Source organism: Sphingomonas sp. (assembly GCF_025362505.1).
Classification (GTDB): Bacteria; Pseudomonadota; Alphaproteobacteria; order Sphingomonadales; family Sphingomonadaceae; genus Sphingomicrobium.
Genome location: NZ_JANYGG010000134.1, coordinates 1 through 11,974 on the forward strand (window position 1 = coordinate 1; position 11,974 = coordinate 11,974).

At 63.5% G+C, this 11,974-nt stretch carries 14 protein-coding genes and 1 tRNA gene; 7 read left to right on the forward strand and 8 right to left on the reverse strand.

Features of this window, described 5'->3' with window-relative positions:
• The 5 genes from Q0R27_RS12555 to Q0R27_RS12575 form a co-directional block, all read right to left on the reverse strand.
• Window positions 1-242 (reverse strand): cytochrome b/b6 domain-containing protein (locus Q0R27_RS12555; protein ID WP_293945360.1); only part of this gene is annotated, 242 nt, incomplete at its 3' end.
• Window positions 243-253: 11 nt separating this feature from the next.
• Window positions 254-2,314: a 3-hydroxyacyl-CoA dehydrogenase NAD-binding domain-containing protein gene (locus Q0R27_RS12560; RefSeq protein ID WP_293945362.1), complete on the reverse strand. Its 2,061-nt coding sequence runs from the start codon at window positions 2,312-2,314 to the stop codon at window positions 254-256.
• Between the two features lie 14 nt (window positions 2,315-2,328).
• The gene (locus tag Q0R27_RS12565) at window positions 2,329-3,078 is read right to left on the reverse strand and encodes an SDR family NAD(P)-dependent oxidoreductase (RefSeq protein ID WP_293945364.1); all 750 of its coding nucleotides are present in this window, start codon (window positions 3,076-3,078) and stop codon (window positions 2,329-2,331) included.
• Entirely contained in the window at window positions 3,078-3,857 is a 780-nt protein-coding gene (locus Q0R27_RS12570) for an SDR family oxidoreductase (RefSeq protein WP_293945366.1), read from the reverse strand. The genes Q0R27_RS12565 and Q0R27_RS12570 overlap by 1 nt, the downstream gene beginning before the upstream one ends.
• A complete protein-coding gene (locus Q0R27_RS12575) occupies window positions 3,854-5,104 on the reverse strand; it encodes an acyl-CoA dehydrogenase family protein (protein WP_293945384.1) in 1,251 nt (416 codons plus the stop codon). The genes Q0R27_RS12570 and Q0R27_RS12575 overlap by 4 nt, the downstream gene beginning before the upstream one ends.
• A 76-nt stretch (window positions 5,105-5,180) precedes the next feature.
• Here Q0R27_RS12575 and Q0R27_RS12580 point away from each other — a divergent pair, with 76 nt between their 5' ends.
• Window positions 5,181-6,350 (forward strand): acyl-CoA dehydrogenase family protein, encoded by a 1,170-nt coding sequence (locus Q0R27_RS12580; protein WP_293945368.1) that lies wholly within the window; start codon window positions 5,181-5,183, stop codon window positions 6,348-6,350.
• A 2-nt stretch (window positions 6,351-6,352) separates the two neighbouring features.
• Complete coding sequence (locus Q0R27_RS12585) at window positions 6,353-7,480, forward strand: acyl-CoA dehydrogenase family protein (RefSeq protein WP_293945370.1); 1,128 nt, start codon at window positions 6,353-6,355, stop codon at window positions 7,478-7,480.
• Here Q0R27_RS12585 and Q0R27_RS12590 read toward each other — a convergent pair.
• Together Q0R27_RS12590 and Q0R27_RS12595 are read right to left on the reverse strand one after the other, a co-directional pair.
• Window positions 7,477-7,875, reverse strand: a complete 399-nt coding sequence (locus Q0R27_RS12590; RefSeq protein WP_293945371.1) for a PaaI family thioesterase — start codon at window positions 7,873-7,875, stop codon at window positions 7,477-7,479. The genes Q0R27_RS12585 and Q0R27_RS12590 overlap by 4 nt on opposite strands.
• Window positions 7,876-7,906: 31 nt before the next feature.
• Window positions 7,907-8,059 (reverse strand): hypothetical protein, encoded by a 153-nt coding sequence (locus Q0R27_RS12595; protein ID WP_293945372.1) that lies wholly within the window; start codon window positions 8,057-8,059, stop codon window positions 7,907-7,909.
• A 159-nt stretch (window positions 8,060-8,218) separates the two neighbouring features.
• Between Q0R27_RS12595 and purS the strand changes: the two genes are divergently transcribed.
• The 3 genes from purS to Q0R27_RS12610 all read left to right on the forward strand — a co-directional run bounded on the left by purS (window position 8,219) and on the right by Q0R27_RS12610 (window position 9,245).
• Window positions 8,219-8,476 carry a phosphoribosylformylglycinamidine synthase subunit PurS gene (gene purS / locus Q0R27_RS12600; protein WP_293945374.1) on the forward strand — a complete coding sequence of 86 codons (258 nt, stop codon included), beginning with the start codon at window positions 8,219-8,221 and terminating at the stop codon, window positions 8,474-8,476.
• Window positions 8,473-9,138, forward strand: coding sequence for a phosphoribosylformylglycinamidine synthase subunit PurQ (gene purQ, locus Q0R27_RS12605; RefSeq protein ID WP_293945376.1), 666 nt, complete (start codon window positions 8,473-8,475; stop codon window positions 9,136-9,138). Before purS ends, purQ begins: the two co-directional genes overlap by 4 nt.
• Before the next feature lie 30 nt (window positions 9,139-9,168).
• Window positions 9,169-9,245 (forward strand) — tRNA-Arg (locus Q0R27_RS12610).
• 102 nt (window positions 9,246-9,347) lie between these two features.
• Here the strand turns inward: Q0R27_RS12610 and Q0R27_RS12615 are convergent.
• Window positions 9,348-9,611, reverse strand: coding sequence for a DksA/TraR family C4-type zinc finger protein (locus tag Q0R27_RS12615; RefSeq protein ID WP_293945378.1), 264 nt, complete (start codon window positions 9,609-9,611; stop codon window positions 9,348-9,350).
• Between the two features lie 453 nt (window positions 9,612-10,064).
• Between Q0R27_RS12615 and Q0R27_RS12620 the strand changes: the two genes are divergently transcribed.
• Window positions 10,065-11,594, forward strand: coding sequence for an EAL domain-containing protein (locus Q0R27_RS12620; protein ID WP_293945380.1), 1,530 nt, complete (start codon window positions 10,065-10,067; stop codon window positions 11,592-11,594).
• A 101-nt stretch (window positions 11,595-11,695) separates the two neighbouring features.
• The coding region (locus tag Q0R27_RS12625) for a transposase (RefSeq protein ID WP_293945383.1) at window positions 11,696-11,974 on the forward strand (279 nt) is incomplete at its 3' end.

The window sequence follows — 11,974 nt, forward strand, 5'->3', positions numbered from 1 at the left end:
AGACGGACAGCCAAGCGGGCGATGGCGAGCAACAGGATCGCGACCCCGACGGTCTTGTGCCAGGTAAACATATCGATCCGTGCCGGGCCCTTGGGCATGTCGCCGAATTTTAGCCCGAGGATGATCTGGGTGATGATCAGCACTGCGCTCAGCCAGTGAATCGCAATTGCGATGCTGGTGTAGCGCTGGACCGAACCACCCGTCGTCTCGTCGATCATCCGGTCCATGCTTGTTTTCCTCATCAGTCAGTCGTTCAGCGCGTGAACTTGCCACCGGATGCTGCCGTGTCGAGCAGTAACTGACTGAAGGAGAAATCGCTCCCCATCCGCTGTTCCTGATTTTTAAGTCCGGCAACGATCTTGTCGAGGCCTTCGCCATCGGCCCAATGCATCGGGCCGCCGCGATAGACTGGCCAGCCATAGCCATAGACCCACACGACATCGATGTCCGAGGCGCGCTGGGCCATGCCTTCCTCGAGGATTTTCGCGCCCTCGTTGACCATGGTGTAGAGGGTGCGCTCGATGATTTCCTGGTCGGTGATGTCACGCTTCTGGACGCCTTCCCTGGCGCGGAAGTCGTCGATGATTTCCTGCACGCGCGGGCTTGGGCTCGGGCGGCGCTTTTCGTCATAGTCGTAGAAGCCGGCGCTTTTCTTCTGACCCCAGCGGCCTTCGGCGGCGAGCGCGTCGCGGATATTCTCGATCCGGGCGGGATCGCGGTGCCAGCCGATATCGACCCCGGCGAGGTCGGCCATCTGGAACGGGCCCATCGGCATGCCGAACTCGACATGGACGCGGTCGATCTGTTCGGGCGTGGCGCCTTCGAGCAGCAATTTGGTCGCTTCGACCTGGCGCGGCATCAACATGCGGTTGCCGATGAAGCCGTGGCACACGCCGGCGACGACCGCGACCTTCTTGATCTTCTTGGCGAGCTGCATCGCGGTGACGAGCACATCGGGCGCGGTCTTGGCGCCGCGCACGACTTCGAGCAGCTTCATGACGTTGGCGGGAGAGAAGAAGTGGAGGCCAACGACATCCTGCGGGCGTGAAGTCGCGGCGGCGATCTCGTCGATGTCGAGGTAGCTGGTGTTGGTCGCGAGGATCGCTCCGGGCTTGGCGATCTTGTCGAGCCGGCCGAAAATATCCTTCTTGACCTCCATCTGCTCGAACACCGCCTCGATGATCAGGTCACAGTCGGCCAGCGCGGCGAAGTCGAGCGTCGCGGTGAGCGCGCCCATCGCCTGTTCGACTTGGTCGGGCGTTATCCGGCCCTTGGCGGCGGTCGCCTCGTAATTCTTGCGCATCACCCCGGTGCCGCGGTCGAGCGCCTCCTGCTGCATCTCGACGATCGTCACCGGGATCCCGGCGGAAAGGAAGTTCATCGAAATGCCGCCGCCCATCGTCCCGGCGCCGATCACGCCGACGCGGCGGATGTCGCGGGGTTTGGTGTCCTCGGGGATATTGTCGATCTTCGACGCCTTGCGTTCGGCGAAGAAGAAATATTGTTGGGCCTTGGCCTGCGTTCCAGACATCAGCTGCATGAACAGGCGGCGTTCGTCCTTGACCCCTTCGGCATAGGGTTTGGCGACTGCGGCCTCGACCGCCTGAATGTTGAGCTCGGGCGCTTCGAAGCCCTTCATCTTGCGCGCATTGGCCTTGCGGAATTCGTCGAACATCGCGGGGTTGGCGCGGGCCTCGACGAGCTTGTTGTCGCGCTCCGACGATTTGGGGAGCGGGCGGATGTCCTTGACCTCGTCGGCATAGGCGACCGCGTGCTGCTGCAGATCGCCCTCGACGATGCGGTCGACGAGCCCGATCGCGGCGGCTTCCTTGGCGTCGATCATGCCGCCCCCGGTGACCATCTCGAGTGCCTTGGGGACGCCTGCGACGCGCGGCAGGCGCTGGGTGCCGCCGGCGCCGGGGAGCAGGCCAAGCTTGACCTCGGGAACGCCGAACTTCGCGGTCGGGACGGCGACGCGGTAGTGACAGCCAAGCGCGACCTCGAGCCCGCCACCAAGCGCGGTGCCGTGGATCGCGGCGACGACCGGCTTGGTGCAATTCTCGATCCGGTCGACGACCTCGGGCAGCCACGGCATGATTGGGGGCTTGCCGAATTCGGTGATGTCGGCGCCGGCGAAGAAGGTCTGGCCCTCGCAGCGGATGACCATCGCCTTGATCGACCCGTCGGCTTCCGCCTCGTCGATCGCGGCGACGAGGCCCTGGCGGACCGCCGCGCCGAGCGCGTTGACTGGTGGATTGTTCGACGTGACGACGAGGATGTCGCCGTGCTTGTGGGTCGTGATCGGGGAGGTCATGCGGGGTCTCCGGGTCAGATGGCCGTGCGGCCAAAGCGTTGCGAATTATACGGGTGCGAGGAGCTGAGGCCGCCATCGACGACCAGCGCGTGGCCGTTGACGTAGCTTGCCTCATCCGAGGCAAGGAACAGCGCGGCGTTGGCGATTTCGGCGGGTTCTCCGCCGCGTTGGAGCGGATTGAGGTGGCCGAGCCTGTCTTCCTGGCCCTTGGCGCGAGCGCGTTCGTAGATGAATTCGGTCATGCCGGTCTCGATCAGCCCGGGGCAGACGGCGTTGACCCGGACGTTTGACCCGGTGAGCTGCTGCGCGGCCGATTTGACGAGGCTGATAACCCCCGCCTTCGACGCCGAATAGGCTGGACCGCCGGCGCCCGAGCGAAGTCCCGCGACCGACGCGGTGCAGATGATCGAGCCGCCGCCTGCCTCCGCCATATGCGGCGCGGCGTGCTTGATCGCGAGGAACGGGCCGATCAGGTTGACGCGCAGGATCTCGGTCCAGTCATCGACCGATTGTTCGAAGATCGAGGCGAGCCCGCCCGAAATGCCGGCATTCGCGAAAACGATGTGGAGCTTGCCGTGGTCGGCGATCACCTTGTCGACCAGCGCCTTGACCTGCGCGTCATCGCCCGCGTCACAATCGACGTCGGCGCCTTTCAAGTCGGCGCCGATCACGGTCGCGCCTTCGCGGCGGAACAGATCGACCGTGGCCTTGCCGATGCCTGAGCCGGCGCCAGTGACGATGGCGATTTTGCCGTGGAGGCGCATCAGAAACCCGCTCCGAAGGTCGAACCACCGTCGACGACGATCCCTTGCCCGGTGACGAAGCTTGAAGCGTCTGAGGCGAGGAACACCGCGATCCCGGCCAATTCCTCGGGCTCGCCAATCCGCCTGAGCGCGGCGCCGGCGGTAACCCGCTTCAAAGTCTCCGGATTTTCCCACAGCGCCCGGGCGAAGTCGGTGCGGACGAGGCCGGGGGCAATCGCGTTGACGCGGACTCCCTTGGGGCCGAATTCGCTCGCGAGGTTACGGACGAGCTGGAGGTCGGCGGCTTTCGAGATGTTGTAGGCGCCGATCCTGGTCGAGCTGGTAAGCCCGCCGACCGACGAGATGATGATGATCGAGCCCGCGCCGCGTTCGAGCATGGCGGGCGCGGTCATCTGGATAAGCCAGTGATTGGCCAACACATTATTGTCGAAGATCTTGCGGAACTGCTCGTCGGTGATGGTGCCGAGCGGGCCGTAATGGGGGTTCGAGGCGGCGTTGCAGACGAGGATGTCAATCTTCTCGAACATCGCGCTTGCGGCGTCCACCAGAGCCTGAAGCGACTCCTTCGACGAGAGCGAAGCGGCAATCGCAAGTGCACACTCCCTCCCACAGGCTTCATTGATCGCCGCCGCAACCTCGTCGCAGGCACCCTGGTTGCGCGACGAAATCACCACGTTCGCGCCATGCGCCGCCATCCCCTCGGCGATCGCCCGTCCGATGCCGCGCGACGATCCGGTGATGACGGCGGTCTTGCCGGTCAGGTCGAACAGCTGCTTCACGGTTGGACCTCCTCGGGGTATTTGCCGAACTCGTTGCGGGCGATGGCGCGGTTGTGGACCTCGTCGGGGCCGTCGGCGAAGCGCAGCGTGCGGATGCCGGCCCACGACGCGGCGAGCGGAGTGTCCTGGCTGACCCCGGCCCCGCCATAGGACTGGATGGCGTTGTCGATGATCTCGAGCGCCATGCGCGGGGCTTTCACCTTGATCATCGAGATTTCGTTACGCGCGGCCTTGTTGCCGGACTTGTCCATCAGGTCGGCGGCCTTGAGGCACAGCAAGCGCGAGCAGTCGATTTCGATCCGGGCTTCGGCGATGCGCTGCTCCCAGATGCTGTGCTCGCTGAGCTTCTTGCCGAACGCGACGCGCGACTGGAGACGGCGGACCATCAGTTCCAATGCCTCCTCCGCCGCACCAATAGTGCGCATGCAGTGGTGGATGCGGCCCGGCCCCAGACGCCCTTGCGCGATCTCGAACCCCTTGCCCTCGCCGAGCAGCATGTTCGTGGCGGGGATGCGAACGTCCTTGAGCTCGATTTCCATGTGGCCGTGGGGAGCGTCGTCATAGCCGTACACCGACAGGTAGCGCTCGACCTTGAGCCCGGGGGCGTCGAGCGGCACGAGGACCATCGACTGCTGGCGGTAGGTTTTTTCCTCTGGCGCGGTCTTGCCCATCAGGATCGCAACCTTGCACCGCGGATCGCCGGCGCCCGACGACCACCATTTGCGGCCGTTGATGACATAGTCGTCGCCATCGCGATCGATCCGGCACTGGATGTTGGTCGCGTCGGACGAGGCGACGCCGGGTTCGGTCATCAGGAACGCCGAGCGGATTTCGCCGCGCATCAGCGGGGCGAGCCACTGCTCCTTCTGCGCCCGCGTTCCATAGCGGTGGAACACTTCCATGTTGCCGGTATCGGGGGCCGAGCAGTTGAACACTTCGGCCGACCAGATGATGCGGCCCATCTCCTCGGCGCACAGCGCATATTCGAGGTTGGTGAGCTGCTCGCCTTCAAACCCGAAGCTCTCGTCGACATGGGCGAGCGCGGGAGCGGGCGGCATGAACAGGTTCCACAGGCCGGCGTTGCGGGCCAGCGGCTTGAGGTCCTCGATCAGCTGGATCGGCTGCCAGCGGTCGCCCTCGGCAATTTGGCTCTTATAGTCCGCGACTCGGGGGCGGACATGCTCGTCGATGAAGGCGCGGACCCGGTCGCGGAAAAAAGACTGGCGTTCCGTAAGGTCAAAATCCACTGCCATTCCTCTTGCTTGCGTGGCGGCCACGTCTCTTGCAAAGCGGCTAGGACGCAAGCGCAGCGGAGACAAGGGCATGAGCGATCTCGACAGCTTCCGAATCGACACTCGGGCCTGGCTAGACGAGCACTGCCCGCCCGAAATGCGCACGCCGATGCGGTCCGAGAAGGACGCCTGCTGGGGCGGACGCAATTGGGTGTTCCAGTCGCCGGCGCAGGAAGCATGGCTCAAGGCGATGGCGGGCAAGGGCTGGACCGTGCCCGACTGGCCCGTTGCCTATGACGGCGGCGGGCTGAGCGCGGTGCAGTACAAGGTGCTGCGCGAGGAAATGGCGGCGATCGGCGAGCGAAATCCCTTGAACAGCTTCGGCATTTCGATGCTCGGGCCGGCGCTGCTCAAATATGGCACCGAAGCGCAGAAGAAGCGCTTCCTGACCGAGATCGCGCGCGGCGAGATCCGCTGGTGCCAGGGCTATTCGGAGCCCGGCGCGGGGTCGGACCTGGCCGGGCTGCAGACCAGGGCCGAAGATGTTTCTGATCCCGTCGGGGGCGATCACTGGCTGGTCAACGGGCAGAAGGTGTGGACGAGTTATGCCGACCAGGCCGACTGGATCTTCTGCCTGGCGCGGACCTCGACCGAGAGCAAGCATGGCGGGATCAGCTTCCTGCTGTTCGACATGGCGACGCCGGGAGTGTCGACCAGGCCGATCCTGCTGATTTCGGGCAATTCGCCGTTCTGCGAGACTTTCTTCGACGATGTGAAGGTGCCCAAGGACCAGCTCGTCGGCGAGCTAAACAAGGGCTGGGACGTCGCGAAATATCTCCTCGGCCATGAGCGCGAAATGATTTCGGGGATGGGGCTGGGCGGAACAGGCGAGGCGCTGGGCATGACGGTCGGGCGGATCGACGACCCGATCCTGCGCGCCGAAATCGCCCAATTCGACGTCGACGCCCTGGCGTTCGCGGCGATGAGCGAGAATTTCGTCGACCAGGTGAAGCACGGCGAGTCGCATCCGGCGATGCCGAGCATGATGAAATATGCCGGGACCGAGCTCAACAAGGCGCGCCACGAGCTGATCATGGCGGCGGGCGGGTCCGATGCGCTCGAGTGGGACAGCGAGCGGTCGCACGGCGGCAAGCGGCCGCGCGAATGGCTGCGGACCAAGGCCAATTCGATCGAGGGCGGGACGAGCGAAGTCCAGCTCGGTATCGTCGCCAAACATATCCTGCAGCTGCCGGGAGCGTAACGATGCGACTGACCGACGACCAGAAGATGCTTCGGGATACGGCACGGACGTTCATTGCCGATGAGGGGAGCATCTCGAAGCAGCTGCGACACTTGCGTGACACCGGTTGCACGGACGGGTTCGGGCACGGGCTGTGGAAGCAGTTCGCCGAGCTTGGGCTGACCGGGATCTGCATTCCCGAGAGAGCCGGCGGGATGGGCATGGGGGCGGCCGAGGCGGGGCTGGTGCTCGAGGAGATCGGGCGCAACCTGACCCCGTCGCCGTTCCTGACGACGGCCGTGGCGGCGGTGCGTGCGCTGGAAGGCAGCGCGCAGGCGGAACGGTGGTTCCCGGGGATCGTCGCGGGTGACACGGTCGCCGCGCTGGCGATCGACGAAGGCAAGCGGCACGATCCGAACGGCATCACGATGCGCGCCGAGAAGGCGGGTAACGGGTTTACGCTGTCGGGTGCCAAGCAGTTCGTGGTGCATGGCGCGAGCGCCGACCTGATCATCGTCGCTGCGCGGACGGCGGGGTCGGCGGGCGAGGCCGCGGGACTGACGCTGTTCGCGGTCGAGCGTGACGCGGCGGGGATGAGCATCGAGAATGTCGTGCTGGCGGACTCGTCGCATGCCGCGCGGCTCACGTTCGACAAGGTCGCGGTCGATGGCGACGCGGTGATCGGCGAGGTCGATGGCGGGGCAACGGTGCTCGGCCGTGCGCTTGGCGCCGGGCAGGCGGGCGCGGCGGCGGAACTGGTCGGGGTTGCGGCCGGCGCGTCGGCGATGACGCTCGACTATCTCAAGCAGCGCAAGCAGTTCGGCAGACTGATCGGCGAGTTCCAGGCGCTCCAGCATCGCGCCGCGCATTTGTTCGGCGAGATCGAGATCGCGCGCGCGGCGGCGCAGAAGGCGGCGGCGCTGCTCGACGCCGGCGATGCGCGCGCCGAACTGATGGTGTCGGTCGCCAAGGCCAAGGCGGGGCGCGTGGCGGCACTGGCGGTGCAGGAAGGCATTCAGATGCACGGCGGCATCGGCATGACTGACGCCTATGACATCGGCCTCTACATGAAACGCGAAGTGGTGCTCGGCGAACTGTTCGGCAGCCCGCGCTATCACGCCAACCGGGTGGCGGAGCTCAGCGGTTACTAAGGTTCCCGTGGTTGGCGCTCGAGCAGGAAGTTGAGCCTTGCGAGCGCGATCGGGCGGGTCTCGTCGTCCTGCCACGCGCGCACTTCGAGATTGGCGATGCGGCGGCCGAGCCGAATGATTTCAGCGCGGGCGCGGGTCGCCTCGAGCTTGCCGCCGCGCAGGTAATCGACCGTGACGGTGATCGGCTTCATCAGCGTGTCCGGCTCGCCGAGCGCGGCGCGCAGGGCGGAGAAAGCGGCGAATTCGCACAGCCCGGCGATGGCGCCGCCATGGAGGAAGCCGGGACGTCCGAGTACCCCGTCGTGCGCCGGCATCAGCATCAGCGGCGGGCCGCCGCGCGGGTCGGGTTCGGGGCTGAGCTGAAGCAATTTTGCGTAAGGTGGAAGGCCGGTCATCTCGCTGCCCTAGCCGAGCGGCGCGCCGCCGTCAGCTGCGACTTTTGTAACCGCAGATCGCGCCGAGGATGAAGGTCGTGAACATCGCGAGCTGGACGCGGCCGGTGGTATCGTCCCAGCCGAAATAGTCGGAACCCCAGCCGAACAGCGCGATGAACATCGCCGCAGGTATCGCTACCATCATCTCAAGACTCGCCCCCTACACTGGCCCATCGGGCGGGAGGCTAGGGCGAGCAGGGTAAACAAATGGTAAAGCTTGATGCGCGTGCGCGGCGACGCCATAGGGTCGCGCGATGGAATTAGAGCCCGATTCACCTGTCAGGCTCTAGCGAAAGGCATGATCATGAAAGCGCGCGTGTTCGTCACCTTGAAGCCAGGCGTGCTCGACCCGCAGGGCAAGGCGATCCACCATGCCCTCGAAGGGCTCGGGTTTGGCGGGGTGCAGGACGTGCGCGCCGGCAAGCTGATCGAACTCGACCTTGCCGAGGGCACGAGCGAGGCGGACATCGAGGCGATGTGCCGCAAATTGCTCGCCAACACGGTGATCGAGAATTTCCGCATCGAGCAGCTCGCCTCCGCGCCGGGCGCGGCACAGGCATGAGAAGCGCGGTCATCGTCTTTCCCGGGTCGAACTGCGACCGGGATCTCGCGGTGGCGATCGAGGCGGTCACCGGCGCCAGACCGGCGATGCTGTGGCACCGCGAAACCGAGCTTCCCGCCGGGACCGACTTCATCGCCATTCCGGGCGGATTTTCCTACGGTGATTATTTGCGCTCGGGCGCGATGGCGGCACGGTCGCCGGTGATGCGCGCGGTGGCCGACGCGGCGGCGCGCGGGGTGCCGGTGCTCGGCGTGTGCAACGGGTTCCAGGTGCTGACCGAGGCGGGGCTGCTGCCCGGTGTGCTGATGCGCAACGCGGGCTTGAGTTTCATCTGCCGAACGGTGCCGCTGACCGTCGAGAACAGCCAGACGCTGTTTACCCAAGGCTATGCGGCGGGCGAGACGATCCGCGTGCCGATCGCGCATCACGACGGCAATTACCAGGCCGACGCCGCGACGCTCGACCGGCTCGAGGGCGAAGGGCGGGTTGCTTTCCGCTATGCCGAGCCGGTCAATGGGTCGGCGCGCAATATCGCCGGAATCGTCAACGACGCCGGCAACGTGCTCGGGCTGATGCCGCACCCGGAACGCGCGATCGATCCGGTGCATGGCGGGACCGACGGGCGCCGCTTATTCGAAGGCTTGCTCGAAACCGTCGCCTAACCCGCCGCGCTTCGCTACATCCCAACCCACGCGCCCGTAGCTCAGCTGGATAGAGCACGAGACTTCTAATCTTGAGGCCACTGGTTCGAATCCAGTCGGGCGCGCCACAGTTTTTCAATGAGTTAAGCCCTCTTTCGAGGCCGAACTATTTACCGGCTGTTCCGCACTAGCAATCACATAGCAAGCGCGGTGCGCCATTTCGATGACTTTCAACGAAGCTGGCTGTCCTTGCTCCCGCGCCGGTTGATAGCCGAGTGAACCACTCGCTTGTCGCGGATCGCCTGACAGGACACGCAGGTGCGCGTCCCGGGCAGCGCAGCACGGCGCTTGGCGGGAATGACCTCGCCGCAATCATCGCAGTCGTCAGCCCCCTCGCCAGACTGAAGTCGCGCACGCGCAGCCTCGACCGCGTCTCTGACCGTGTCGTCGATCTGGTCCTGCACCGCTCCGTCCCGCGCCCATCCGCCAGCCATATCCTTTCTCCTCACTCCAGCAACGTCGATCTTTGGATCCCGTTCCGGACAAGATTAACGTGAGCAATGGACGCGGGGAAAGCAGTGGCGAGCACCGGGGACAATTGGGACGAAAGCCCCGGTCCTGATTAAGGCGTTGGAAAGCTTTCGGGTTTAGCTTAAGTTTGGGCGCTACCCCACTGCGCCCCGCGCCGCTGGCTTTCATTGAACGTCCAGCGGCGCAACCTTGCCGCCGCCGCTGCCGTTGGTGCCGATAGGTCGCGTCGAGCGCAGGGCGATGGGGACGAATACCCTGGGAATTATGCGCCGCCAGCCAGTGGGGTTAGCTGCCGGCGGAGTAGATCGCAGACCGACCTTGTCTGCTCAGCCATTATTATGCCGAGGCACAGCGCAGAATTTGTCAGCTAGTCGAGACTGAGGCTTTTTTAACCATTTCCGCCTAGTTGAGCAATTATGAGCTTCTCCAAAAAACTGCTCGCCCCAATGGTGTCGTCCGCAGTCGCACTGATTGTGGTCACCAACTATTGTATTGTGAAGATAGTTGCACACCCGGGTGCATCGACAGCCGAGTTGCTATCGGCGATTTGGCCGATCGCGCTGCCAACAAGCATAACTGTCATACTGGTGATGTCCATACTTTATCAAACGCTGCTCGACGCTGGGGAAGTACTAGAAAATAATCAGCGCGATGCCTTACATTGTGCACAGCATGATGCTCTCACCGGAATAGCCAGTAGGCCACTCCTCGACGAAAGACTGGAGCAGGCAATCCGTCGCTACAGCCGAACAGGCGAAACCTTTGCTGTAATTATGCTGGACCTAGACCATTTTAAGCGTGTCAATGATTTGCTGGGACACCAAATAGGTGACGAGGTACTTAAGGAAGCAGCTAGGAGGCTCGAATCGATCGTGCGGGACACTGACACGGTCGCTAGGTTTGGTGGTGATGAGTTTTTGGTACTTCAAACTAGTCTCGCTAAACCAACCGACGTTCGCCGCCTTTGTTCTCGCATTTGCAAAGAGATGCAGGTGCCATACGGCGTCGCCGGTCGGGAGATGACGCTGCCGGTAAGCGTTGGAGCAGTCGCTGCAAATAAACGGCTAACGACGTCTTGCGATTACATCCGTGCTGCGGATATGGCGCTCTACGATGCGAAAGATAGCGGCAGAAACTGTTACCGTTTTTTCTCAGATAAACTTGACGACCGTCTTAAACGCCGCGATTTTCTCGAAACAGATCTTCGTAAAGCTCTTCAGAGCGGAGATGGACTTGCCGTTCACTTCCAGCCGCAGATAAATGGCAGTGGCAAAATCATTGGAGTTGAAAGCCTCTTTCGTTGGAGCCACCCCACTCTAGGGCAAATAAGAGCCGCCGAGGCCGTCGACGTTGCAGAAGAATCCGGCTTAATTTCCGTATTAGGGGAGTACGTCTTCCGGCAAGCAGCCCGCTTCGCGCGAGTTCACCCGGAACTATCCGTAGCGATCAATCTGTCTCCGGCTCAGTTCGCAAGGACCGGTGAACTAGCAAACGTACTACGGCAAATGGCGCGCGAAGAGGGTGTAAATCCTACGCAGATTGAGCTAGAGATAACCGAGCAATTGTTCATGCACAAAGGTCTGGGCTGCGACGAGCAGATGCGCCGGTTGCGAGCGTATGGATTCCGTCTCGCTCTCGATGACTTTGGTACGGGTTATTCGTCGTTGAGCTACCTGCGACGGTTTCAGGTGGACAGGCTAAAGCTAGATAAGTCTTTCGCTTCATCAGAGGACATCCAGGAAAATATCGCATTTGTACGAGCGGCCGTGACGCTCGCGCATCTGTTTGGTCTGGAGGTTGTTGCAGAAGGTATCGAAACGGAGCTTCAGGAGGCGGTGGCCCTTGAAGCGGGATGCGATGCGCTTCAGGGGTATAGATACGCTGCCGCGATGGAAGAAGGCGAGTTTGACATCTACGCCGGCACAAAGTTGCGATCGGCTGCTTAGAGCCTGATCCGAAATTAAGTTGAGTGGCATCAGCTGGTTAGCTTGACGGCTGACCAGGTCGTTGATTCTGGGGTTTTGCAACAAACTTCCGGAGATCAACGATGTGGACCGATGCCACTCGCGTGCATCATGCGCGAGCCGGGCTGGCTTTGCCAAGCGATTTGACCGATGGCGAATGGGCGGTACTGAAGCCGTTTCTGCCGCCGCCCTCGTTTGTCGGTCGGCCACGCAAGTGGCCCATGCGGCGGATTGTCGAGGCGATCCTCTACCTGCTGCGCGGGGGCCTGCCGTGGCGAATGCTGCCGCCCTGCTTTCCGCCGGTCTCGACGGTGCGCCGCTGGTTCTACCTGTGGCGCGACAACGGGCTGTGGCGGGATCTC